This is a genomic window from Paenibacillus sp. Root444D2, from assembly GCF_001426375.1.
Taxonomy (GTDB): domain Bacteria; phylum Bacillota; class Bacilli; order Paenibacillales; family NBRC-103111; genus Paenibacillus_E.
The window spans coordinates 361008-385094 of sequence record NZ_LMEO01000051.1; the positions used below are offsets into that span (position 1 = coordinate 361008).

Genomic DNA, 24087 nt, shown 5'->3' on the forward strand with positions numbered 1-24087 from the left:
TGGAGGGAAACACATGAAAAACAAAAGAATATGGGCTCAATCTTTCCTGGTATTCGTAACGGCAGCTATGGTAGTGACAGCATGTAGTTCCAAACAAACGACGACAAGTACAACGGCACCTGTGGCAACAACATCAGTTGCGGCAACGACAGCACCAGCAGCTGCAACTGCGGCTGCTACGGCGTCCGCTACAGTTCCGGAAGTGAAAGATATTACATTAGTCGGCGTACGCGATGCACAGATTTCCTCACAACAAATTATTGCAGATAAGCTTGGCTATTTCAAAGAAACGGGACTGAATGTGACCAGTCAATTGATTGAAAGCGGCCCGGATATCGGACCGATGGTTGCCGGCGGCAGCGCGCCACTATCGATTCAAACGAATTTTATGGACATTATTCTAAAATCATCGAATGTTCCTGTGAAAATTGTTACACCTCTGGCGCAAATTGCGGGTACGCAAGCTGTAGTCGGTTCCAAGAAATTAGAACTGAAGTCATCCAAAGACTTAGAAGGAAAGACAATTGGGATTCCTAACGGAGCAGATGTGAAGATCGCCATTGATAATATGGGCAAAGAACTTGGTGTAGATGTGAGCAAAATAAAATACGTCAACATAGCACCAAGCGATGCGGTAGTTGCTTTGCAAAAAGGGGATATCGATGCCCTAGCTTGTTGGGAACCGTTCATTACCAAGGCGATTCAAGGTGGAGGCAAATTCTTGTTTAGCGGTACGAAGAGTGAGCTGCCTGACAAAAAAGGCGATGTGAAATGGATGAGTGTACATACAACCATGCAGGTTTCTGACGATTTTATTAAGAAAAATCCGAATACGATTAAAGCCGTGCTCGCAGGCCTCAAAAAAGCAACAGATTATATTAACAAGAACCGCGATGAAGCGATCAAGATTCTTGCTCCTGAGCTTCACTTAAGCGTTGAAGAACTGACGCAAATTATGAGCCGAAATGTATATTCGATGGAAGTAGATGATACTTACGTGAATGGCAGCAACGGAGCGGCAGTAGGTGAATATCTAAAAGCTGTTGGTAATATTAAAATCATTCCGAAACCAGATACTTACCATGATTTGAGCTTGTTGAAAGCCGTAGATTCTACACTAGTTAAAGTTGAATTTAAATAAGTGAGTTCATTTTCAGGGCCGAGACAGCAGTACTTGTTTCGGTCCTGATGATTATGAATGTGAGTACAATTGAGGTGAACAGGGTGAGCGAACGATTAGATATGATCATTCGAAACGGATCCGTTGTTTTGCGAGATGAAGTCCGTTTATTGGATATAGGTATTAAGAATGGCAAGATTTCGCAATTGGATGAGCGGATAACGCTGGAAGCAGAGCAAGTTGTTGATGCTTCTGGCATGGTTATCATGGCTGGTATGGTAGATGTCCATGTCCATTTGAATGAACCGGGATTGGGAGAATGGGAAGGATTCGCCACGGGTTCTGCCGCATTAGCAGCGGGAGGATGTACCACATACATCGACATGCCGCTTAACGGCGTTCCGCCAACCGTTACCGTCTCCGCGATGGAGATGAAACTGGAAGCCGCCCGCGAACAATCATCGGTTGATTACGCCATATGGGGTGGACTGGTGCCAGGGCATCTGGATGATTTGGAGCCCATGAGCGAAGCTGGTGTCATTGGCTTCAAAGCTTTCATGTCTTCGCCGGGTGACCCGGACGAGGATGCATTTCGCGAGGTGGATGACCTCACCTTGTGGGAAGGGATGAAGCGAATTGCGCGAATGAACCGGGTGCTGGCGCTTCATGCTGAAAGCGAGTCGCTTGTTTCGCGCTTAGGGCGGGTGAAGCAAGCAGAAGGCAAAGTCACGGCCAAAGACTATACGTCCACACGCCCGATTCTTGCTGAGCTCGAAGCGGTGAATCGAGCACTGTTTTATGCAGAACAGACAGGGTGTCCGCTGCATTTCGTTCATATCAGCAGCGAGGCCGCAGTGATGATCATTATGGAGGCGAAAAGGCGCGGCGTTAACGTGACATTGGAGACTTGCCCGCACTATCTGATCCTAACGGAAGATGACTTAGAACGTATAGGGCCTACGGCCAAATGTGCGCCTCCGCTGCGTAGTGAAGCGGAGAAGGAGCGGTTGTGGGAAGTTTTGCGACTTGGTTATATTGATATGATTTCATCGGATCATTCCCCTTGTCCAAGCGTATTGAAGGAATCCCGCAATTACTTTGAAACCTGGGGCGGCATATCGGGAGCCCAAAGCTCGCTAGAGCTTATGATTGATGAAGGACACTTGAAGCGGGGAATCGGGCTTAGTCAGTTAAGTCATATGCTGTCCTACGCGCCGGCTGAGCGATTCGGTCTTCTTCCTAACAAAGGAGAGATCCGTCTAGGCGCTGATGCCGATCTAGTCATGATTTCACTGAATACCCCATATGTGCTGCAAATGGAGCATTTATTATATCGACATAAGCATAGTCCTTATGTAGGGAAAGAATTGGGGTGCAAAGTGCGGGCTACCTGGAGCAGAGGGAATCTTGTATATGAAGAAGCGAAGGGGATCGGTGATGTGAAGGCTGGGAAATGGTGTCAAAGGAAGATATAGTAGGTACATCAAATAAGCAGGCGCCGCGGCGACCTGCTTTATTCATTTAGGTATTATATCATTGGCTTAATCCGAGAACGCAATTGCATTGAAACTTTCCATTCCAATTCGGGTGGCTTCTATTGTACAGAATAGAAACAAGGTATATACGAGTTCATTTGTTGGAGGGTATTGCGGCCGATCCCGAAAAAATCATATTTTAGTAAACTTGACATTCCATGAAGTTGATGTAAAAATGAATTAACGTATTGTTCTTAATTAATTTAAATTCATTGACGAGTACGAGTAAGCTAATCGCCTTGATTTCCAGAGAGTTGGCCTAGAGCTGAAAGCCAACATTCGAGACTTAGCCGAAAATCCACTCTGAGAAGGAAAGCTGAAGGTATTCTAGTAAGCTGACCCGGGATCCCGCCGTTACAAGGGCCGCGTATGATAGTACGTAGTACGAGAGCTATGATGATCATATGTTTATGATCATTATGGAACTAGGGTGGTATCGCGAGATGTAATCTCGTCCCTTGCGGGACGGGATTTTTTTGTTTTTCATTAACAACGTTTCCGGATTTACCCCCATCATTTTAATAGAGGAGTGTGTGGTACACATGAGAAAAATTGATGTGAAAGAAAAAGCGAGAACCCGCGAACTGCGCGTTTTAGAGCAATGGAGATTGAATGGTACATTCCGCAAGTCGATCGAAAACCGCAAAGGTAAAGCGAACTTCGTCTTTTACGAAGGACCGCCGACGGCAAACGGATCACCCCATATCGGACACGTGCTTGGTCGTGTTGTGAAAGATTTCATCTGCCGCTATAAAACTATGTCAGGGTACCAAGTCATCCGCAAAGCGGGTTGGGACACGCATGGCTTGCCCGTCGAGCTTGGTGTTCAGAAGCAGCTTGGTATCTCGGGGAAACAAGAAATTGAAAAATACGGAGTAGCCGAATTTGTTGAGAAATGCAAAAGCAGCGTATTTGAATATGAAAAGCAGTGGCGTGAACTAACCGAAGCAATCGCTTACTGGACGGATATGGATAACCCTTATGTTACGTTGGATAACGACTATATCGAGAGCGTTTGGCATATTTTATCCGAAATCCATAACAAAGGACTGTTATACAAGGGGCACCGTGTGAGCCCTTATTGTCCGGACTGCCAAACAACGCTCAGTTCTCACGAAGTGGCGCAAGGCTATGAAGATGTGAAAGATTTAAGTGCCACTGTGAAATTCAGGAGTAAAAACGGACCGGAAATCTTTCTGGCTTGGACGACGACCCCGTGGACACTACCTGCGAACATAGCGTTAGCCGTAAATAAAGACATGGATTATGTCAAAGTGAAACAAAATAGCGAAGTGTACATCGTTGCAAAAAATCTTGTAGAAAAAGTATTCAAACAAGACTACGAAATCTTATCTGTGCATAAAGGCTTGGAATTCGTCGGCACTGCCTACGAGCCGCCTTTCGGCTATATTAGTCCAACCAAAGGACATATCGTCGTAGATGCTGACTATGTCATGGATACGAGTGGTACGGGTATCGTCCATATTGCTCCGGCGCATGGTGAAGATGATTACCGAACAGCCCGTCGACACGAGCTAGATTTTGTGAATGTAGTGAACTTGGCAGGTCGTTACAATGAACAGATCACTGACTTCGCCGGACGCTTCGTCAAAGATTGCGACGTCGATATCGTGAAAAACTTGTCTGAACGCAGCTTGTTATTTTCCAAAGAGCGCTATGAACATAGTTACCCTTTCTGCTGGCGCTGTAAATCCCCGCTGCTCTATTATGCGATGGAGAGCTGGTTTATCAAAACAACCGCAATTAAAGAGCAATTGATCGAAAACAACAGTAAAATCGACTGGTATCCTTCCCACATCCGCGAAGGGCGTTTCGGCAAGTTCCTTGAAGAGCTTGTCGATTGGAACATCAGCCGTAATCGTTATTGGGGTACCCCGCTTAATGTTTGGTTATGTGGGGATTGCGGAGCGGAATATGCACCGGGAAGCCACAAAGATTTGCGGGAGAAATCAGTAGAGCCAATTGACGAAAGCTTGGAGCTACATAAGCCCTACATCGATGAGGTGAAACTGCGCTGCACTTGTGGAGGCACTATGGAAAGAACCCCTGAGGTGATCGACGTCTGGTTCGATAGCGGTTCTATGCCTTTTGCACAGTATCATCATCCATTCGGAGATGAGACGTTGTTTAATGAGCAGTACCCAGCAGATATGATCTGCGAAGGGATTGACCAAACAAGGGGCTGGTTCTTCAGTCTGCTTGCTGTTTCAACGTTGTATAATGGCAAATCGCCTTACAAGGCCGTTCTTTCTACCGGACATGTACTCGACGAGAACGGACAGAAAATGTCGAAAAGCAAAGGTAACGGCATCGATCCATGGGAAATCATAGATGAATTTGGAACGGATGCGTTTCGATGGGCCCTGCTGTCAGACAGCGCACCTTGGAACAGCAAACGGTTCTCTAAGCAAATTGTTGCCGAAGCGAAATCCAAATTGGTTGATACGATCAATAACACACATGCTTTTTATGCGTTATATGCAACGATTGACCAATATAAGCACGAAGACCATCCGGCTCAAAAGCACACGAACGAATTGGATCGCTGGATACTATCAAGACTGAACAGCACATTGCAAAATGTATGTAAGGGCTTGGAAATTAACGACTTCCTAAACCCCGCGAAGCAAATCGAGATGTTTGTCGACGAGCTGAGCAACTGGTACATCCGTCGCTCTCGCGATCGTTTCTGGGGAAGTGAAATGACCGTTGATAAAGTGTCAGCGTATCAAACACTGCGTGAAGTGCTGCTGACGCTCTCGCGGATGATAGCACCATATGCGCCGCTCATTGCCGAGGACATTTACGGAAACCTTGGAGGAGAAGGCAGCGTTCATCTGGCTGATTATCCAAAAGTGATCCATTCAGCCATCGACATAACGCTCGAGAATGACATGGAAACCGCACGGCAGATCGTTGAGTTGGCTCGAACTATTCGGAATGATACAGGTATCAAGACACGTCAGCCTCTCTCCGAGTTGATCGTTTCGCTCGATAGCCATTTCGATCTAAGTCGTTTTGAGGCAATTATTAAAGATGAAATAAACATTAAAGGAATCCGAGTAGAACAAAGTGACAGCGGCTTTGTTGACTTCAACTTGAAGCTGAATCTTAAGGTGGCTGGGAAAAAATATGGCAAATTCGTTAGCCCTCTGCAAAACCACTTGAAGCAATTGTCTACTTCAGAAACCAAACAAGCGGTCGATAACGGTTTTCTTGAAGTAACGATCGATGGAGAGGAATTCCATATCCTACTTGATGAGATGCTTGTGGAAAAACAAGCCAAAGAAGGATTTGCTTCAGCTTCCAGTAACCAGATCACGGTAGCCTTAAACACATTAATAACGGAAGAATTGGAGCAAGAAGGTCTTGTACGGGAAATCATACGTGCCGTTCAGGATTATCGTAAAAAGCTGGAACTGCCTATTGATAAACGAGTTGATCTTGTTCTCGATGTCAATTTGACATTAAAAGACGCGTTGGAGCGTTTTGATCATGTTCTGCAAGAGAATGTACTGCTTTCCAGTGTAAGGTATGCTAAGGAAGAAAAAATGGAATCCATTTTGATTGGGGACAACAATTTCCGCTTGCTTATAGAGTAACTGAAAAAAGGGTAGCACCTAGAGACATGGTTATCATGACTCTCGGTACTACCCTTTTTTAATTTCTAGAATGCCCAATTCCCCTTACGGAAAATGGGTTCAATCGTGCCGTCTGCGTGTTCGCCATCAATATCCATCTCGGCAGAGCCGATCATGAAGTCAACGTGAATCAGACTGTTATTAAGGCCAGCTTTCTCTTGCTCTTCCTTGGACATCGAAGTACCGCCTTCGATGCATGTAGGAAAGGCTCTGCCAAGGGCCAAATGATTAGACGCGTTCTCATCATACAACGTATTAAAGAAGATCAAGTTGGAGTTCGAAATTGGCGATACATGCGGCACGAGTGCGATTTCACCCAGATAATGTGCTCCTTCATCCATTTCGATCATCGCTTGAAGCGACTCGAGTCCTTGTTCAGCTGTGTAGTCGACAACACGTCCGTTATCGAAGGTGATCGTGAAATTGTTGATCAAATTTCCTTGATAGCTTAATGGTTTCGTGCTGCGCACTGTACCCTGGGTACCCATTCGATGAGGAGAAATAAAGACTTCCTCCGTCGGGATATTCGGGTTGAAATCGAAGCCTCCCGTTCCGTTGGTGGCGGAACCGCCTCGCCATATATGATTAGCAGGCAGCTCAACCGTTAGTTCTGTGCCTGGTGCGCGGTAATGGATCTTAAGAAATTGCTTATCGTTAAGCTGTTCTCTTTTGCTCCGAAGCGTTGCATTGTGGTCGACCCAAGTCTGGATTGGATTTTCTTGATCTACGCGAGTGGCTTGGAAAATGGCATCCCATAGCGCGCTGATCGCAGCTTCTTCTTCCAAATCAGGAAACACTTTCTTCGCCCAAGCAGTAGAAGGCGCGGCGATGATCGACCATGTCATCTGATAGGAGGACATGCTTTCTCTCCATTTTACTAATTTCGCGCCTGCGGCTTTGGAATTTGCAGAAATGCGACCTGGGTCGATATCCTTCAGCAATTCAGGATCATCAGCATCGATCCATAAATAGGCGCCGTTATTATCAGCTAATTCATCTAGTGCTTGCGCTCTCCATGATGGATATTCATGAAACGCTTCATCAGGTGCGTAGGTATATTTGATTTGTGTGCAGATTTCATCTTGCCATTCAATATGTACATGTTTGGCTCCAGCTTGATAAGCTTTACGGGCAATGAGTCGAACGAATTCGGGATGATGAATAGGGGCGTTAATCCAAAGCGTTTGGCCGGATTGAATGTTCAGAGCGACGCGGACGGTTAGCTCCGCATATTTATCAAGATTACTTTCGAAAGACATAGGAATCCTCCTCTTTTTTCTAATCTTGCTTGCAGTTTATCCTGCCAAGAGTCAACTGTCAAATAAATTTTACCGTCGTTCTTTCATGAATGTACTTGGGTTCATACCATGCCATTTGCGGAACTGATTCGTGAAGTGATTATAGTTTTGAAAACCCACATCATAACAAACCTCCGAAGCGCTCCGTCCGGTATGTTCTAGCATTAGTACGGCTTGTTGTATCCGCATCCGATTGAGCGTATCGATAATGGAATACCCTGTGCTGGCTTTGAAAAGATGGGACAATCTCGAGGGGGAGAGCCCGACGGTCTGAGCCAAATCCTCAATCCGAATAGGATGACGCATCTGTTGGGACAGCAGGTGAAGAACCTCCTCGATTCGCGCATCGACTTTTTTGCTAGTTTTCTGAGCCATGATAAGGAGGATTTCCCGTAAAGAGCTGCTGCACAGTTCGAACCAATATTCACCGCGCTCACGGGAATCCTCCATGATGCGAATGAAAGCTTGATAAATGCGCTTGCGAATCGACTCACTTTCGATGGTAAGGATGAGCTGCTCTGTATCCGGCAATAAATTGGTTTCTGTGAAAAGCGAAGGGAAATGTACCCAGACAAACTGCCAGGTTTGATCTTTCCTAGTACCGTAGTGATGCGGTGTTCCAGGCTTCAGCAGGGTGAGATCACCAGGCTTGCAGCATTGTTCATTTCCTGAGTTGTTAAAGAAACCTTCACCTTCAAGTGTGAAAGTAAGGAGCCAATCGTCGCGTCCCTGCGGACGCTTGGTTACATACGTATCTTGCTCTATAAAATGTCCGGCTAAGAAGGTAAAGTCATCGAATATCATGGCCCTGTGGTTCCTTTCATCTTCTGCAGCAATTTACTACAAGTATATCAGGAAATAGCAGGATTGTATGAGTAATTAGCATCATTCTTACTTCAATGTCTGTGGAGCTTTCGATATGATTATGTCATAAGGAATACAATCCTAACTTACTCGTGGAGGGGACCAACATGTCACGGACAATGCTTAAGCTTTCAAATGAACAAAAACAGCAATTCGAATCGGAAGGTTATTTAATCGTAAAAGGATTGTTTTCTGAGCAAAATTTGGCCGAAATCGATCATACTTTTGAGGAGATTAGTCACCATACGGTACCCGGCTTATTTGAACCGGATTTACAAGCGGATGGATCTGATCCGTTAAAAAGATTTCCGCGAGTCATGCATCCACATCGCTTTAATGAGACAGCAAAGAAATATATGCTGCACCAGCCGGTTATGGATGTATTAGCAGATTTGTATGACGAAGAGGCACTAGCCGCGCAAAGTATGTTTTATTACAAGCCGCCGGGCTCCCGCGGCCAGGCGCTTCATCAGGATAATTTCTATCTGCAGGTCGAACCGGGTAATTGCATAGCGGCGTGGACGGCCATTGATGCTGCAGACGAAGAGAATGGCGGCTTACTCGTTGTACCCAAAACGAATGCATTAGAAATCACTTGTCCGGATATCGCGGATGCCAAAGAATCATTTACGACTCACTACGTGAAGCCGCCGAAAGATGAAAAAGCCATGCCAGTCATCATGCAGCGTGGCGACGTTCTTTTTTTTAACGGGAATCTCATTCATGGCTCTTATCGAAATAAAACGAAGGACAGATTCCGTCGAGCGTTCATTTGTCATTATGCGAACCAATCGGCAACCCATATCAGCGATCATTATCGCCCTTTGTATCGGCAGAATGGAGAGAATGTTGATTTAGAGGTTAACCCTAAAGGTGGGCCTTGCGGCGAAGAATTCCAAGTGGTTTATCCTCACTAATCTATTATGTAGCGATAAGGGATCGGTCTGACATCTGTGGATGTTGGCTGGTCCCATTTTACATAGTATGGAATCATTTCAATTGTTTACACTAGAGGAGGGGGTGATAGCATTCATGAGCTATAATTGGATACTGGGTTTGTTGCTTCTTGCGCAGCAGAATGAAGTGCCATTTCGAATAACGAATGACAATATGGGTCATAGCTTAGCGAATGTACAGAGGGAATCGTATACAATCAATCTTCTGGATATGCCAATCATTGATGATGGACGATTAGATCAGCTTACGAACGAACTTGATAAGAATATGTATCGTAAACCGATCAATGCAACCATTAATGCTGAAGGGACAATCGTGAAGGAGATTGCAGGTTCAAGGTTGAACCGTCAAGCTTTTGTTGAGCAATTTTATGAGCATTATTATCGTGAGGGTCCGATGCAATTTGAAGTGCCTCAGTTATCTGTATATCCCAAAGTAGACAGTGAGCTGCTAGCAAATATTCGTGTGCGACCTATTGGTTATTATGTAACCTATTTTAACTCGAATAATAAATATCGCTATACGAACATCAAGCTTGCAGCTCAAGCGATTAATAATTATGTTGTTCAACCAAATGAAACGTTCTCTTTCAACCGTGTTGTTGGTGTTCGGACGCGAGGAAAGGGGTATATGCCGGCGAAGATCATTGTAAGGGGAGAATTCTCTGAAGGGATTGGCGGAGGCATTTGCCAAATTTCTTCTACGCTGTATAACGCAGTGGATCGCGCGGGTCTCAAAATCGTAGAAAGATATTCGCACAGCAGGTCTGTCCCCTATGTACCGCCGGGCAGGGATGCTACTGTAAATTGGGGAGGGCCTGACTTCGCCTTTAAGAACAACTACAATCAACCTATCTTGATAAGGGCTCAGGCATTACCTGGTCGGGTTTTCGTTACTATTTCGTCCTCCGATGTCATTAACTATAAGCCGCGGCATGTTCCGAGTGCATCTGATAATCTGCCTGAGGAAATACAAGCGGGGACAAATGTAGGTCAGCCTGTTCCCTAAATGATAAGCTCCGTTCCAACGTGACTGTTGGTGTATGGGGCTTTTTGTTTGTTTGAGACTGAGATATGGCTGATATGAGGTCAATATATGCATATTTTATAAAATGAAAGCAAAAAATCACAAGATTTTCGGGTCACCTTTCGCTAGAATAGAGGGCAGATCATTCAGCTTGAGAAGGGTGGAATTTAGCTTTATGAAAACATTTTTAGATGAGAATTTTATGCTTACCAACGATACCGCGGTTCATCTATTCCACGAATTTGCCAAAGATCTGCCGATTATTGATTATCACTGCCATCTAAGTCCTAAGGAAATTTATGAAAATAAACAATTCAATAACATAACGGAAGCTTGGCTGTACGGCGACCATTATAAATGGAGAATGATGCGTGCCAACGGTGTGGAGGAAGCAAAAATCACTGGTGAAGCTAGCGATTACGATCGTTTCTTGGCATGGGCTGGAACAGTTCCAATGGCTATAGGCAACCCGCTGTATCACTGGTCTCATATGGAGCTTCGAACCTATTTCGGTGTTTATGACATTATTAACGAGCAGAACGCGCCTGCCATCTGGGAGAATGCGAATGCGAAGCTGGCAGAGGGCGGTTCACGCGCCAGAGATCTCATTACGAATTCCAAAGTAACCGTTATTTGTACAACGGACGATCCGGTCGATTCACTGGAATATCACATTAAAATTAAAGAGATCAAAGATTTTAATACGCAAGTCCTGCCTTCGTATCGTCCTGACAAAGCGCTTGAAATCAATCGCGCCACTTTCCTTCCATGGATCGGTCAATTGGAGCAATCCGCTGGCATCACGATCAGCTCGTACGATGACCTGCTGTCAGGCTTAGAGAGCAGAGCACAGTTTTTTGATTCGGTTGGTTGTAAGGTGTCTGATCATGCTTTGGATTATGTGCCATATGCGGCTGCAACCAAAGAAGAAGTGGATCAGATTTTTAAAACGGCTTTGGCTGGCAACACGGTTAGTTTGGAAGACGAGAAGAAATATAAAGCGTACACCTTGCTGTTCTTAGGAGCCGTGTACAAGAAGCTGGATTGGGCGATGCAGTACCATATTAATGCTTCCCGCAACAACAACGGACGAGCTTTCGCGAAGCTGGGCCCTGACACCGGATTCGACTCTGTTAATGATAGCCCGGTAGCAAGCGCATTAACAGGTTTGTTATCCTCACTTGCTGTTGCTGATTCGCTGCCTAGAACGATTCTGTACTCTTTAAATGCACGCGACAATGAAATTCTCGCTTCCCTCATGGGCAGCTTCCAAGGCGATGGTATTCCCGGCAAAATTCAATTAGGATCCGCTTGGTGGTTCAATGATACCAAGGATGGTATGGTTTCGCAGATGAAATCGCTAGCGAATTTTGGACTGCTTGGCCGATTCGTAGGGATGTTGACTGATTCCAGAAGCTTCTTGTCCTACACAAGACATGACTACTTCCGCAGAATCCTCTGTAACATGTTAGGCGAATGGGTCGAAGCGGGAGAATTCCCGAACGACGAACAGCTGCTGAAACAGCTGGTTCAAGGGATTTCCTATAATAATGCTAAGCAATATTTCGGCTTTTAAAATAGAAACCTTCGTGCGGGTTATTGCCTGCTCGAAGGTTTTTTAATATGTAGAGCTTACGGCAGTGGTGAGTAGCGTTGGAAGGTATCTCCGCACTTTTTACATACTATGTCGCATCAATTTGCGGCATTCCAGTGGCGTCTGTTTGGTCACTTGTTTGAACACGCGGCCAAAATGAGCCACACTATCGAAGCCGGATTGCTCGGCGATATGGATGACTTTCAACTTCGTTTCCCGCAGCAGCCGCTGAGCCTCGCGGATGCGAACATTGTTCAAGTATTCGATGAACGAAAAGCCAGTCGTTTCTTTGAAAGAACGGCAAAAGTAGCTTGGACTGATATAAAAACTTTCGGAAATCGAAGCTAACGTCAAACGGTTTCTAAACTGTTCGTTGATATAAGCGACAATTTCAAAAATTTTGGGATTGAGTGATTGCTGATGTTCCTGAACGGAGCTTATCTTATCCGTGAGACGCGAGCAGAAGATGAGTAGCTGCGTGAGTAGGGCTTTGCTGTTCAGTTGCCAGCCGCCAAGGGCCTGTTGCTGTTCGCGCAATAAGCTGAATAGAAGGTTCTCAACAAAAGTGCGATTCGTACCTGTTAGGGAAAAGATATGCTGTTTCTGCCCAAAAGGAACGAGTAAATGTGCCGATGCATCCTCATCGATAGAACGTATCCAACTATCATCAAAGCTGAGTAGAATCCGCTCGTGATGAAGGACATCCGCATTTCGTGTTTTATGAAGCTCATTTTTATCGATAAAGACGAGGTCGCCTTCTTGAATTAAATAGGAACGGTCCTGTATAAAATAATAGCGTTTCCCGCTGAGTAAATAATAGATTTCATAGTGATCATGAAAATGATTCACTGTCATAGAGTAGGGGCGATCTCTGCGCAGTCTTTCAATTTCGTAGAGTACCAAAAGTGGACACCTCTTCGTTCGGTCTTTTATGACTATTATATAGCAAGATATGCAAGGAATGAAAGTCATTAAGCAAGATTTGATTAGAAACACAACAAATATTGTATTAATCTTGAGGTAGGACATTGAACTTGAAGTCATATCCATACTCGAGAGGGGTTCACTTTTATGAAAAAGCGTTATGCACTAGTCGGTACCGGAGGAAGAGCAGAATTTTTCTATGGCGCTATCGTGAAGGATTTTCAAGAAACGTCAGAACTAGTTGCGATTTGCGATATAAATCAAACGAGAATGAATTTTACGAATGGCTTACTCGTCAATAAATATGAATATAACGCTGTCCCCACTTATAAAGCGGATCAGTTCGAGGAAATGATTCGTAAAGAAAAGCCCGATTATGTCATTGTCACCTCTGTTGATCGTACACATCATACTTACATAATTAAAGCAATGGAGCTTGGTTGCGATGTCATTTCGGAGAAACCGATGACTGTAGATGAAGAGAAATGTCAAGAAATTCTCGATACCATTAAACGCACAGGGCGGCAGCTTCGTGTGACATTCAATTACCGTTATGCACCGCATAATACGAAAATTCGTGAGTTAATCATGGATGGGACGATAGGTGATGTTCATTCTGTCCATTTCGAGTGGCTGCTGAATACCGAGCATGGGGCAGATTATTTCCGCAGATGGCATCGCGATAAACGCAATGGCGGAGGTTTGCTTGTACACAAATCAACGCATCATTTTGATCTCGTGAACTTCTGGTTAGGAACACGTCCGGAGACAGTATTTGCGATGGGCGGCTTGATGTTCTATGGCAGAGAAAATGCCGAAAAGCGCGGCGTGACCAACTTCTATCAACGTGCTACAGGGAATGAGAACGCGAAGGGCGATCCTTTTGCGCTTCATTTAGATAAAAATAAAAACCTCAAGGGTCTATATTTAGATGCGGAACACGAAGATGGCTACCAACGCGATCAGAGCGTTTTCGGAGATGGAATTAGTATTGAAGATACAATGGGCGTTATGGTTCGATATAAAAACAAAGCCATTCTCACCTACTCGCTTAATGCTTATATGCCTTGGGAAGGCTTTAGTGTACAAATCAATGGCAGCAAGGGTCGTATTGAAATGAAAGTTGTTGAGAAATCCTACGTAAATTCCGGTGGTCTTAAAGAGGATGAAGGTGCATTGAAGGAAAAGACGATCAGGGTATTTCCGATGTTCGCGGCTCCTTATAAAGTAGAAATTGAAGAAGGTGTCGGCGGCCATGGTGGCGGTGATCCTGTGCTCTTGAAAGATATTTTTGATAAGCCATCCGATGATCGCTTCGAGCGAGCTGCTTCACATGTTGATGGGGCGATGTCGATTTTGACGGGGATTGCCGGGAATATTTCTATGCGTACGGGGCAACCGGTTGCGGTGGATAAATTGGTTACTTTTTAAAAAGGTAGACGGAGGTGGGGTTGCTTGTGGAATCCAGATTCAATCATGGAAAATCTCTATCACTCCTACGAGAATAAACGTCTGTTGCAAAAGCAAGCCGAGAATGCGGAACATACTTGGGTTAGGTTGAAGCAGGGCCTAATCAAATCTCTAAGTGCAGGTATAGAAGAACAAGATGAGCTTCGTCCTGTTCTCATAGAGCGCACTGAGCTCGAAGATCATTTTCGAGAGCGTATCGAATTCGGTACGGTCTGGGGATTTCGAGTTCCGGCCTATGTGTTGTTACCTAAAGTGTTGACCGAACGAACAGCAGCTGTGCTGGCTCTGCACGGACATGGTTACGGTAGTCGGCAGATTGTTGGACTCCATCCGGATGGAACTGCAAACACAGGTAAGCCGGATCTTCACGGCAATTATGCCTTGGAATTAGTGAGACGCGGCTTCATCGTAGTCGTACCTGAGATCGTCGGATTCGGAGATCGGAGATTGGCTGCGGATCAGAAGGATGGGCAAGTCGGAAATTCATCGTGTCAGACACTTGCATCACATCTGCTTTTATATGGCATCTCGCTGGCAGGATTGCGTGTGCAAGAGGCGAGGCGGGCGCTCGATTATGTGTTATCACGCGAGGATGTGGATCCTGCAAGAGTGGGATGCTTCGGTTTCTCGGGAGGAGGACTTCTCGCCGCATATACCGCGGCGATAGATGAACGAATCAAAGCCACGGTACTGTGCGCCTTTGTGAATACATTCAAAGGAAGCATTATGCAGATCCGTCACTGCATCGACAATTACTTGCCAGGTGTCTTGGAGTATTCGGAGCTCCCCGAATTACTCGGGTTACTTGCTCCTCGTCCGCTATTCATTGAATCTGGCCAGCAGGATCCGATTTTCCCGATAGAAACAATGGAAGTGGCGATTCAGTATTTGCGGCAGGTGTACGCTGAAGCGGATGCGGATGAAAAGCTGGGGGTTCATCTCTTTGAAGGTGTTCATGAAGTGAATGGGAGTCAATCCTACCCTTGGCTGGTTGAGGCTTTAGAAACTTAATCGTATAGAAAAAGAAGAGCTGCGGCTCTTCTTTTTGCTGTATTTGTCTAACAATGCGCGATGGTTTAATTTCTTATTCCGTCCCGTTCATTCTCAAAGTATCATATTTCGGATCTCTTCACGCCAAGCGAATCCGCTCTCCATGGCCTTACCTTTATATCGAGGCATATCTATGTTAACCTGATAGGTAGAGTCTACAAGGTGGTGTACCTTTTTTGAAACGAGTCTTAATAACGGGTTATAAAGCATCTGAACTTGGCATCTTTTCATTAAAGCACCCAGGCATTCCGATTATCAAAAAAGCGATCAAAAAGAGACTCATCGCACTTATGGATGAAGGCTTAGAATGGGTCGTTGTGAGTGGACAATGGGGAGTTGAATTGTGGGCGGCAGAGGCTGTGCTTGAGCTTCGAGGAGGCGCCTACCCAGAGCTGAAATTAGCTGTCGTCACCCCTTTTCTTGAGCAAGAAGAAAAATGGAGCGACGATAAGAAAAATAGCTATAATAGCGTCATGGAACGCGCGAATTACGTGAACAGCGTGACAAAAACCAAATATGAAGGACCATGGCAGTTCAAGGAACGGGACAAGTTTCTGCTCCGTAATTCGGACGGCATCATCCTTGTTTATGATGAAGATACTGAGGGGTCACCCAAGTTTATGAAACAGCAGGCTGCGCAGATTGCTGCGAATCATGCCTACCCGATAATCATGATTAATGCTTATGATTTGCAGAATATCGCCGAAGATGAACAGGGTGACCAGTCGGGAGATCTGGCTGGAGACTTCGATTTCGCCGATGTCGGCAGCAATACGGATTTTGATGAGATATAAACAATAAATAGCCGTCTCAAAAGGTTATAGACCTTGAGGGACGGCTATTTTTTCATAATGGCATATAGCTTACTTTTTAAAAGAAGTCAGCAGCAGTTCGATATTCTTCCTGGCGTAGCCAACATGCTTGTTGTCGCGGGTCAAACGGCTTGCCATGATGCCGCCTTCAATGGATGAGAAGAGGAAGGAAGCGACGGATTCGGTGTCGATATCAGATCGGAATTCCCCGTCGTCGACTCCCTTTTGCAAAATCCCCTGGATGAAGGCCATCATTTGCTCGTAAGCGCCCAACGCACGATCTCGCAGAATGGGATAGGAATGATCGCTTTCTACAGCTGTATTGAGAAAAGGGCATCCACCTTTAATAGGGGGATTATGCACGGTATCGCTGTACACGTCACACATCGCTAGGACTTTATCCGTTGCTGTAGACGCACCTTCAATCGCCTCAGCGAAATGTTCCCAGAGCACTTGTCCGGCGTAGGCGAAAGCTTCAAGCGCAATCTCATCCTTATTCGCGAAGCTGCGATAAATCCCGCCTTTGGTTAGGCCGGTTACCGTCATAATATCCTGTATGGTTGAACCCGCGTAGCCCTTTTCGTTGAATAGTTCAGCGGATTTCATAATAATATGCAATCTTGTTTTTTCACCTTTACGCATGTGCAAAATCCTTTCACAGAGACAATGTCATTCTCGTAATATTGTAACATTTTATTAGTGAATCATAGCATAGAACGTTGTATAATTTTAAAAAAAGACCGTACGGTTCGGTCTCAAAACATCTAATCAGCAAACATATTAACGAAAAGGATGAGGTTTCTATGTCTAAAATGGCAAAACGGACTAAGAGCTACGCGTATCCGCTACTCCTGGCAGCAATAATTATTTACATGGTATACATTTTGTTGACTAATTTATTTTTTGATCCGCAAGCAACGGCTTTTCTGACTCATAAAATGAATCTCAAACGTCCTATGAATCTCCCAATTTGGTTAAACGTTATGCATATTCATGTAGGTGCTGCTTGTTTGGCTATGCTGACAGGGGCGCTTAATTTCTCAAGCACGATCTTACGCAAAGCTCGCATATTCCATAGAGTCAATGGTTATCTCTACGTTATCTTTGTCTTTGTCGTTGTTCTGACCTCGGGTTACATGGCTCCGTATTCAACAGGCGGAAAAATCAATAGCATGGCTTTCAATCTGGTGAGTATCGTCTGGCTCGCCATGACTATTACAGCGATTGTCCAAATTAAACGCAAGCAAGTCAGCAAACATCGGAAGTGGATGGTTCGCAGTTATGCTTTCTGTTTCACAAATATGTTCATTCATCTTATTAGTTTTATTCTCCATGAAGGAGTTGGTTTGAGGTATGAGTCGAGTTATACGTTTGGTATTTATGGAGCAATCCTGCTTAATTTCATACTAGCAGAACTTGTAATTCGTTATGTGTACGTCAAAGCTCCGAATGTAACAGTTAAATAAATAATGAAGGAAATATTAATTATGTAGGATAAAAGAGGTGGGGTGTTTGTACATTTATCATGTACAAAGCAACCCCACCCTTTTTTCTGCAACGAAAACGATGATCTTTAACTCAGCCATTCTCATGATGTAATTTCTAATCTTCAGATAATGATGATAAAATATACATATCTAAGCAAGGTTGTCGGGAGAACTTTAGATTTGTTCGTTCAGTCATCAAGCATCAGGGGGTAAACACATGGAATTTTCCTGGAAACGTAATCTCATCACTTTATGGATCGGTGTATTTTTCTGCGGCATGGCGTATACGATTTCGGTTCCTTTCTTACCTATCTTTCTGCACACGGAGCTCGGTATTGATAAAGGACTGGAAGCATGGTCAGGTATTACGTTTGGCATCACCTTTTTGGCTAGCGCTTTAATCGCACCTTATTGGGGCTCTTTGGCGGACAAGTATGGCCGCAAACCGATGCTGATTCGCTCAGGCTTCAGCCTAAGCGTTCTTTATTTTGCGACCTTTTTTGTCCATGATCCTTACGTATTTCTTGTCGTTCGGATTCTTCAGGGGTTGCTTGCCGGTTTTGTTCCTGCTTCCATTGCCTTAGTGGCCACGAACACGCCTGAAAAAGAAGTGGGTTATGCGCTGGGGGTGATGTCAACGGCAGGAGCCGCCGGAAGTGTCATCGGTCCGCTGGTTGGCGGATTCGTCAGCCACTGGGTGGGAAACCGAGAATCGTTCCTAGTCTCGGGGTGTGTTGTCTTAGTCGCAGCCTTTATCGGGCTGTTTGGGGCTAAGGAAACGAACTTTAACCGCTCGGCTGCGAGATCGGGTGTTATGGATGATTTGAAGTCGGCTGCTCATAATCGCCCTTTCATGATGATTCTAGGTGTCACCATGTTGGTAGCAACCTCAGTCATGATTGTCGAGCCGCTCCTTACCATCTATGTGCTGCAAATGGGCGGCAGCCAAAGCTCGGCTTCGCTGAGTTCAGGCATTATTTTCTCTGCGGTAGGCATTGCAACCGTCATTGCAGCACCGAGATGGGGGAAACTCGGACAGAAAATCACCTACTCCAAAACATTATTCATCGGCTTAATTGGCGGTGGAATAGGGAATCTGCTTCAGTTGGGCACTCACCACCTGCTGGCCTTTGGCATTCTGAGGTTTAGCTATGGGTTGTTTTTTGCTGCCGTCTATCCGGCGTTAAACGCGCTCATCGTTAAATTTACGGATTCCAGCTTTAGAGGCCGAGCATTTAGCTTAAATCAATCCGCTACGCAGCTTGGAACCATGAGCGGTCCGATTATCGGTGGCTTTTTGGGCGGCTGGATCGGTATTCCGCTCGTTTTTGCCATCAACGGCTTGGCGCTAATCTGTGTGGCCTTCTTCTTCAAATATCGCGGTCCCAAAGTGGCCGCTGTTTCATTATCTTCATCAGAGTAATGGCTGGCTAGATATACTCAGTCATTCCTTTTTCCTTCAGCAGGTCGACGATATCTTTAACAGATTGTGCTTTATCTTTGGGACATATTAGAAGTGCATCCCCAGTATCTGCAATGATGAAGCCGTCTACGCCAATTGTCGTGATTAGTCTGCCATTTCCATAAATGATCGAATTTCGTGTATCTATGCCCATATGATTTGCTTTAATAATGTTTCCCGATGGATCTGGAGGGAAGATCGCGCCGAGTGCATCCCAGCTGCCAATATCGTTCCAGCCAAATTGACCAGACAGTACAACGACTTCATCGGAGCGCTCAAGAATCCCGTAATCAATCGAAATGTTTTGAAGCGTTGGATAAATGTTATTAATGATTTCCTCTGCCTGATCCGTGCCCAGATAATCGCTGATTGGAAGCATGGTCTTATACAACCGAGGCAGGTAACGCTTGAAATTATCAATGATGACGGAAGTTTTCCAAATGAAAATGCCGCTATTCCATAAATAATTACCGGACGACAGATAGCCTTGTGCTTTCTGGAAGTTCGGCTTTTCTACAAATTCAGCTACTTCGTATACAGCTACAGGATTTGAAGAGATAGGTTCCTTGTCAAAGGCGATGTAACCGTACCCGGTAGAAGGAAACGTCGGTTTAATTCCGATGGTAACGATTTTGTCCGTCTTCATCGCGACCGTACAGGCTTCGTCTAACGTAAGCCGAAATTGTGCTTCATCCGTTATATAATGATCGGAAGGCAATACAACCATTAAGGAATCACCATGTGATTTTTCTATAGATAACGCCGCGAAAAGGATGCTTGCAGCTGTGTTTCTGGCGACGGGCTCGATCAAAATGTTGCTTTTTGAAACACTGCTATGCATGATGCTCTCCAGCAGAACCGCTTGAGAGCGATTCGTTACAATAACGGTATTTTCTTGAGGGATAATGCCTTTGAATCGTTCGATCGTATCGTTTAGCATAATATCATTTCCGCTAATATTTAGAAGCTGCTTTGGAATCTCTTGTCTAGACAGCGGCCAGAAGCGGGTTCCGCCCCCGCCTGCAAGGATGGTAGCAAATTTATTCATGATGCATCACCAAATGGGCAATAGAGAAGGAAATGATACTTTCGGAGCCTTGGTTAAGGTTCAATCCAGTGGCATGGATGCCATCATAACAAGCTCCTGTTTGAGGATCAATGAGAGAGATTTTTAATGAATTATGGCCTAAATACCATTCATAGCATAAGGCTGCTATCTTCAGATATGCTGGGTCTTGGAGTACGACCGCGGCTTCTTTACAAGCGAGAAGCATTTCACAAGCCTCAATCGGCTGTTCGTCGTAAAGAGCGGCCTTTTGGTCTCGCAGCTGCCAGCCATGGCTGCCAATCGGCTTATAATATCCTTCTTTAGCAAAGGTTTTGGATACTAGAAAATCCAAGCTTTCCTTAGCTGTTTCCTTCAAACTAATATTTTCCGCGATATGTGATGCTTTTAAAAGTGCCCATGGCAGCATGGAGTTTCCGTAGGTAAGGCTGTCTTCAAACCATTTCCAATCGTTACCCTTATTGCGAACATATTGATTGTGTAGCCTGACCGCTATTTTTTCGATCAAATTGATGATGAATGCTCTTGGTAGAAAAGCCTTTTCTTCTGCGGTGCTTGGCGTGTGGGGATAGGGGAAGGAGTAAGTTAGAGCATCAGGGGTTTCTATTAAATAACTTAGACCGATTATCGAATAGGCTCCAGCACGAGGAGAACCTAGCTTCTCGATATGCGGTAATGCCTGATTGATTAAATAACGGCAGGTATTAAGTACATTGTCGGGGAGCAAGGAGGAATGAGCGAGAGCGAATCCTAATGCCCATAGTGTGCGTCCTTGACAATCCTCAGAGCCGCTATCCTCCATGAATGTTCGGTTATAATCCATAAAGTTTCTAAAGTTTCCATCTGTATTCTGTGCGTGGTGAATGAAAGAAACATAAGTATGAATGAGGTCTAACGTTCTGGAATCTTTTTCGGTGCTGTACAATAAAACGGCTGCGATTAATGCCCGCGCGTTATCATCCGTTGTATAACCCTTCGACCGGTCGGGTACGCCAAACTTGGTATGTTGAAAAATGCCTGTATCATCGGTTATCCTGCGCATGTAATCGGACTTAAACTGCCGTATCGTTTGTACTTGCATTAAATCACTCCTAAGTGTTTTACTTTAGCAAAACTGGCATCGTAAGCCTGTACATTTGTTGACTCTGAATCTAGTATTTTTTCTTGGAAGATGACGGCATAGGTTTTGGCAATTTCGTTCCACAGCATGGTTCTTCCGAGTTCGAGCGTACGATTTTCCATTTCAGCTATTCTAGCGGGATCATTAAGTAATTGAAGGATGCAAGCTTCCAAGGAGGCTGAATCGCGGAAGTTTGCCAGTAAGCCCCTGCCCTCTGCCAGCATTTCCTCGGCATATCGGTAAGGTGTGGAGACAATAACCCTTCCGTAACCGACTCCGTAGGCCAAAGTTCCGCTAACGGCCTGATCCTTGCCTAAATAAGGAGTCATATAAATGTCTGACATGACCAACGATTGAATGACTTCATCCTGCGTCAAAAGCTTGTCGACGAAGCGAACGTTATGAGTTAAATCAAATTCTTCCACAAGACCCATCAACTTTTGTCTGTATACCTCGCCTGTTTCTTGTTTAACGACCGGATGTGTTTTCCCCCAAATGATATAGAGAGAATCCGGATGCTGTTTGACCACTCCGCGCATAGCCTCAATGCTGTATTCAATTCCTTTACCAGGACTTAAAAACCCAAAGGTGGATAAAATTTTTCGATCTGCAAAGCCATACTGCTCTTTAAGCTCTGATCTTGATCCGGTTTGGACATGAGGTACGCCATGATGAATGAAAGCGATTTTGGCGGCATCAACGCTATAAATGGAGATCAAATCGGTTACTGTAGACTGCGCCATCGTGACAACTTTAACACTTAGCTCGGCAACTCGATTCATGATGTGCAGCTGCTTGGCAGAAGGTTTGGTTAACACGGTATGAAAAATGACGACATACGGAATAGTCAGTCTTTCGACGAATGGAATCAAGTATTCACCGCTTTCTCCGCCGTAAATACCGAATTCATGCTGGATAACGAGAAGATCTATGTTAGACGTGCCAAGATAATCAGCCGTTTCTATATAATCTGATAGCTTATGTTGGTCAATTTCCCTCATCACTTGCTCCTGATAGTCGTAAGTTTCGTTGTTATTGATTGCAATGATACGAGGCTTGTTAAAGCCTTGGATGTGCTGGAGTTCATCTAATAAATCTTGTGTAAATGTAGCTATGCCGCATTCTCTCGGCAGGCTAGTGCCTAGAAAAACGATATTCCGATTGCTGCTTGTATACTTCATATAATGAGCCTCCATGTTGGTTCGCGATTTTTGGAACACAAAAAAAAGAATCTAAAGATAGATCTTTAATTCTTTTGGGGGAAGGGGTATTTTATTTTCAGAAAATTCCAAATTATTTCCTGTTTTCACTATAACATGACCATTTTTTCTTGTCAATTCATTGACTCTCTATCCCATACCCTATATATTTATGAAGGAGGTGTATGTGTGTCAGTCATACGCAGTAAACTAAAAGAAGTCATGGAAAATCACGACCCCAAATTATCGATACGTAAGCTTGCTAAAGAGATTAACTACCACTTTGACTCCGTTCGTCGTATGTATAAGGATGAGATGGTACAGTATCCTAGGGATTTATTGCTAAAGCTTTGTCTGTATTTTAATGTCCAGCCTGGACAGCTCATTGGCATCGAAATGGATGTGGAAAGTGATTGGACGATAGATGCATCGATGGATTATCAGGAGGAAGTAAATGACAAGGAAATCGATAACAACAGAGAGCTGTAAACAGCTTCTGGAAACCTTTTATGCAAACACTAGATTAACAAAAGTGAAGAAATTAGTGTTCTCTGGGGTTGGAAATCGCGATGTATACAATATAACGGCCCCGTTTCAGTACGACGGGGAGGAAGTCATCTTAGGAAGAGTTGAGGAACGGGATAGCGAGTTCTCTCAAGTCTTCTTTTTTACATGCAAGAATCAGGTTTGGAGTCCCCGAGTACATACTCACACTTATAACTTGCAGGATCCATGTATGACCATCATCAAAGGCGAACTAATAATTGGCGGAGTTGAAGTCATTACGGCTGTCGAGAATCCGAGTAAGATTGTATCGTGGGTTACCCAATTTTATCGCGGTTTTCAAATAGATTCCTTATGTCACTTCTCGTCCGGACCCGGTACGATGAAAGATATTCGTCTAATTGAGCTTAACGACGGTAGAGTAGGTGTCTTTACTAGACCGCAAGGAGCAAGAGGTGGAAGAGGACAAATCGGATTTACAATCATCAACTCGCTGGAGGAACTCAATGAGCAAACCTTCATCAATGCGGAAATTCTTAGTGAGCAGTTTGTCTCCGAAGAATGGGGCGGTGCGAACGAAGCACATTTACTGGGGAATGGTCATGTGGGCGTTCTAGGACATATAGCCTGCTTTGATACCGTAGGAAACAAGCATTATTATTCCATGGCTTTTTCGATAAACCCTGAGACCTGTGAGAAAACACCCATGAAAATTATTGCGGCAAGAAGTGATTTTCCAAGAGGCCCTGGCAAACGGCCTGATCTTGAAGATGTTATTTTTAGCGGTGGGCTTATACGGTCAGGCAATGGGCGAGCCATACTTTCTGTTGGCGTTAGTGATGCAGAGGCTTATCAGATTGAGATCCCTGATCCATTTATGGAGTATGAATAGTAACGAGTAGTTTTCATCAAAGTTTGACTAGATTTTATGGTCATG

General features: G+C 44.6%; 20 protein-coding genes and 1 other annotated feature. Of the genes, 13 read left to right on the top strand and 7 right to left on the bottom strand.

Annotation, left to right across the window (positions count from 1 at the left end; translation table 11 throughout):
• Positions 1 to 13 precede the first annotated feature (13 nt).
• From ASD40_RS33100 to ileS, 3 genes are all read left to right on the top strand, one after another.
• Entirely contained in the window at positions 14 to 1141 is a 1128-nt protein-coding gene (locus tag ASD40_RS33100) for an ABC transporter substrate-binding protein (RefSeq protein ID WP_235549477.1), read from the top strand.
• 83 nt (positions 1142 to 1224) lie between these two features.
• Complete coding sequence (locus tag ASD40_RS33105) at positions 1225 to 2595, top strand: allantoinase (RefSeq protein ID WP_057307379.1); 1371 nt, start codon at positions 1225 to 1227, stop codon at positions 2593 to 2595.
• A 263-nt stretch (positions 2596 to 2858) separates the two neighbouring features.
• Positions 2859 to 3117, top strand: a binding site (T-box leader).
• Between the two features lie 80 nt (positions 3118 to 3197).
• Entirely contained in the window at positions 3198 to 6278 is a 3081-nt protein-coding gene (ileS, locus tag ASD40_RS33110; protein ID WP_057307380.1) for an isoleucine--tRNA ligase, read from the top strand.
• A 65-nt stretch (positions 6279 to 6343) separates the two neighbouring features.
• Here the strand turns inward: ileS and ASD40_RS33115 are convergent, their stop codons facing one another.
• Together ASD40_RS33115 and ASD40_RS33120 are read right to left on the bottom strand one after the other, a co-directional pair.
• Complete coding sequence (locus ASD40_RS33115; RefSeq protein WP_057307381.1) at positions 6344 to 7576, bottom strand: aminopeptidase; 1233 nt, start codon at positions 7574 to 7576, stop codon at positions 6344 to 6346.
• Positions 7577 to 7645: 69 nt separating this feature from the next.
• Positions 7646 to 8419, bottom strand: a complete 774-nt coding sequence (locus ASD40_RS33120) for a helix-turn-helix domain-containing protein (RefSeq protein WP_057307382.1) — start codon at positions 8417 to 8419, stop codon at positions 7646 to 7648.
• Positions 8420 to 8586: 167 nt separating this feature from the next.
• On the opposite strand from ASD40_RS33120, the gene ASD40_RS33125 reads away from it, so the two are divergent.
• The 3 genes from ASD40_RS33125 to uxaC all read left to right on the top strand — a co-directional run bounded on the left by ASD40_RS33125 (position 8587) and on the right by uxaC (position 12038).
• The gene (locus tag ASD40_RS33125; RefSeq protein WP_057307383.1) at positions 8587 to 9396 is read left to right on the top strand and encodes a phytanoyl-CoA dioxygenase family protein; all 810 of its coding nucleotides are present in this window, start codon (positions 8587 to 8589) and stop codon (positions 9394 to 9396) included.
• Between the two features lie 115 nt (positions 9397 to 9511).
• Positions 9512 to 10444, top strand: coding sequence for a VanW family protein (locus tag ASD40_RS33130; RefSeq protein ID WP_057307384.1), 933 nt, complete (start codon positions 9512 to 9514; stop codon positions 10442 to 10444).
• A 193-nt stretch (positions 10445 to 10637) separates the two neighbouring features.
• Complete coding sequence (gene uxaC, locus ASD40_RS33135; protein WP_057307385.1) at positions 10638 to 12038, top strand: glucuronate isomerase; 1401 nt, start codon at positions 10638 to 10640, stop codon at positions 12036 to 12038.
• Positions 12039 to 12137: 99 nt separating this feature from the next.
• Here uxaC and ASD40_RS33140 read toward each other — a convergent pair whose 3' ends face one another.
• Positions 12138 to 12959 carry a helix-turn-helix transcriptional regulator gene (locus ASD40_RS33140; protein WP_235549478.1) on the bottom strand — a complete coding sequence of 274 codons (822 nt, stop codon included), beginning with the start codon at positions 12957 to 12959 and terminating at the stop codon, positions 12138 to 12140.
• A 168-nt stretch (positions 12960 to 13127) separates the two neighbouring features.
• Here ASD40_RS33140 and ASD40_RS33145 point away from each other — a divergent pair, with 168 nt between their 5' ends.
• The 3 genes from ASD40_RS33145 (at position 13128) to ASD40_RS33155 (ending at position 16294) form a co-directional block, all read left to right on the top strand.
• Positions 13128 to 14411, top strand: coding sequence for a Gfo/Idh/MocA family protein (locus ASD40_RS33145; protein ID WP_057307386.1), 1284 nt, complete (start codon positions 13128 to 13130; stop codon positions 14409 to 14411).
• 24 nt (positions 14412 to 14435) lie between these two features.
• On the top strand, positions 14436 to 15461 hold the full coding sequence (locus tag ASD40_RS33150) for a dienelactone hydrolase family protein (RefSeq protein WP_057307387.1): 1026 nt from the start codon (positions 14436 to 14438) through the stop codon (positions 15459 to 15461).
• A 215-nt stretch (positions 15462 to 15676) separates the two neighbouring features.
• Positions 15677 to 16294: an SLOG family protein gene (locus tag ASD40_RS33155; protein ID WP_063870884.1), complete on the top strand. Its 618-nt coding sequence runs from the start codon at positions 15677 to 15679 to the stop codon at positions 16292 to 16294.
• A gap of 69 nt (positions 16295 to 16363) precedes the next feature.
• Here the strand turns inward: ASD40_RS33155 and ASD40_RS33160 are convergent, their stop codons facing one another.
• Positions 16364 to 16954 (bottom strand): TetR/AcrR family transcriptional regulator, encoded by a 591-nt coding sequence (locus ASD40_RS33160; RefSeq protein ID WP_057307388.1) that lies wholly within the window; start codon positions 16952 to 16954, stop codon positions 16364 to 16366.
• 161 nt (positions 16955 to 17115) lie between these two features.
• Here ASD40_RS33160 and ASD40_RS33165 point away from each other — a divergent pair, with 161 nt between their 5' ends.
• Positions 17116 to 17778 (top strand): DUF2306 domain-containing protein, encoded by a 663-nt coding sequence (locus ASD40_RS33165; RefSeq protein WP_082562614.1) that lies wholly within the window; start codon positions 17116 to 17118, stop codon positions 17776 to 17778.
• A 238-nt stretch (positions 17779 to 18016) separates the two neighbouring features.
• On the top strand, positions 18017 to 19222 hold the full coding sequence (locus tag ASD40_RS33170) for an MFS transporter (RefSeq protein WP_057307389.1): 1206 nt from the start codon (positions 18017 to 18019) through the stop codon (positions 19220 to 19222).
• Between the two features lie 7 nt (positions 19223 to 19229).
• Here ASD40_RS33170 and ASD40_RS33175 read toward each other — a convergent pair whose 3' ends face one another.
• Genes ASD40_RS33175 through ASD40_RS33185 form a run of 3 tightly spaced genes read right to left on the bottom strand, consistent with a single transcriptional unit; the run spans position 19230 to position 22628 of the window.
• On the bottom strand, positions 19230 to 20309 hold the full coding sequence (locus ASD40_RS33175) for a mannose-1-phosphate guanylyltransferase (RefSeq protein ID WP_057307390.1): 1080 nt from the start codon (positions 20307 to 20309) through the stop codon (positions 19230 to 19232).
• The gene (locus ASD40_RS33180) at positions 20302 to 21408 is read right to left on the bottom strand and encodes a hypothetical protein (RefSeq protein ID WP_057307391.1); all 1107 of its coding nucleotides are present in this window, start codon (positions 21406 to 21408) and stop codon (positions 20302 to 20304) included. Before ASD40_RS33180 ends, ASD40_RS33175 begins: the two co-directional genes overlap by 8 nt.
• The gene (locus tag ASD40_RS33185) at positions 21408 to 22628 is read right to left on the bottom strand and encodes a glycosyltransferase family 4 protein (protein ID WP_057307392.1); all 1221 of its coding nucleotides are present in this window, start codon (positions 22626 to 22628) and stop codon (positions 21408 to 21410) included. Before ASD40_RS33185 ends, ASD40_RS33180 begins: the two co-directional genes overlap by 1 nt.
• A 207-nt stretch (positions 22629 to 22835) precedes the next feature.
• Between ASD40_RS33185 and ASD40_RS33190 the strand changes: the two genes are divergently transcribed.
• Positions 22836 to 23135: a helix-turn-helix domain-containing protein gene (locus ASD40_RS33190; RefSeq protein WP_235549479.1), complete on the top strand. Its 300-nt coding sequence runs from the start codon at positions 22836 to 22838 to the stop codon at positions 23133 to 23135.
• Positions 23101 to 24042 (top strand): DUF1861 family protein, encoded by a 942-nt coding sequence (locus ASD40_RS33195; protein WP_057307393.1) that lies wholly within the window; start codon positions 23101 to 23103, stop codon positions 24040 to 24042. The genes ASD40_RS33190 and ASD40_RS33195 overlap by 35 nt, the downstream gene beginning before the upstream one ends.
• Positions 24043 to 24087: the final 45 nt, after the last annotated feature.

What these genes read in the sequence shown, in the direction of transcription:
- uxaC (WP_057307385.1), top strand. Translation starts at nt 10,638, where the DNA reads ATGAAAACATTTTTAGATGAGAATTTTATGCTTACCAACGATACCGCG.
- ASD40_RS33165 (WP_082562614.1), top strand. Translation starts at nt 17,116, where the DNA reads ATGTCTAAAATGGCAAAACGGACTAAGAGCTACGCGTATCCGCTACTC.
- ASD40_RS33175 (WP_057307390.1), bottom strand. Translation starts at nt 20,309, where the DNA reads ATGAATAAATTTGCTACCATCCTTGCAGGCGGGGGCGGAACCCGCTTC.
- ASD40_RS33115 (WP_057307381.1), bottom strand. Translation starts at nt 7,576, where the DNA reads ATGTCTTTCGAAAGTAATCTTGATAAATATGCGGAGCTAACCGTCCGC.
- ASD40_RS33185 (WP_057307392.1), bottom strand. Translation starts at nt 22,628, where the DNA reads ATGAAGTATACAAGCAGCAATCGGAATATCGTTTTTCTAGGCACTAGC.
- ASD40_RS33180 (WP_057307391.1), bottom strand. Translation starts at nt 21,408, where the DNA reads ATGCAAGTACAAACGATACGGCAGTTTAAGTCCGATTACATGCGCAGG.
- ASD40_RS33170 (WP_057307389.1), top strand. Translation starts at nt 18,017, where the DNA reads ATGGAATTTTCCTGGAAACGTAATCTCATCACTTTATGGATCGGTGTA.
- ASD40_RS33195 (WP_057307393.1), top strand. Translation starts at nt 23,101, where the DNA reads ATGACAAGGAAATCGATAACAACAGAGAGCTGTAAACAGCTTCTGGAA.
- ASD40_RS33100 (WP_235549477.1), top strand. Translation starts at nt 14, where the DNA reads ATGAAAAACAAAAGAATATGGGCTCAATCTTTCCTGGTATTCGTAACG.
- ASD40_RS33130 (WP_057307384.1), top strand. Translation starts at nt 9,512, where the DNA reads ATGAGCTATAATTGGATACTGGGTTTGTTGCTTCTTGCGCAGCAGAAT.
- ileS (WP_057307380.1), top strand. Translation starts at nt 3,198, where the DNA reads ATGAGAAAAATTGATGTGAAAGAAAAAGCGAGAACCCGCGAACTGCGC.
- ASD40_RS33125 (WP_057307383.1), top strand. Translation starts at nt 8,587, where the DNA reads ATGTCACGGACAATGCTTAAGCTTTCAAATGAACAAAAACAGCAATTC.
- ASD40_RS33120 (WP_057307382.1), bottom strand. Translation starts at nt 8,419, where the DNA reads ATGATATTCGATGACTTTACCTTCTTAGCCGGACATTTTATAGAGCAA.
- ASD40_RS33145 (WP_057307386.1), top strand. Translation starts at nt 13,128, where the DNA reads ATGAAAAAGCGTTATGCACTAGTCGGTACCGGAGGAAGAGCAGAATTT.
- ASD40_RS33160 (WP_057307388.1), bottom strand. Translation starts at nt 16,954, where the DNA reads ATGCGTAAAGGTGAAAAAACAAGATTGCATATTATTATGAAATCCGCT.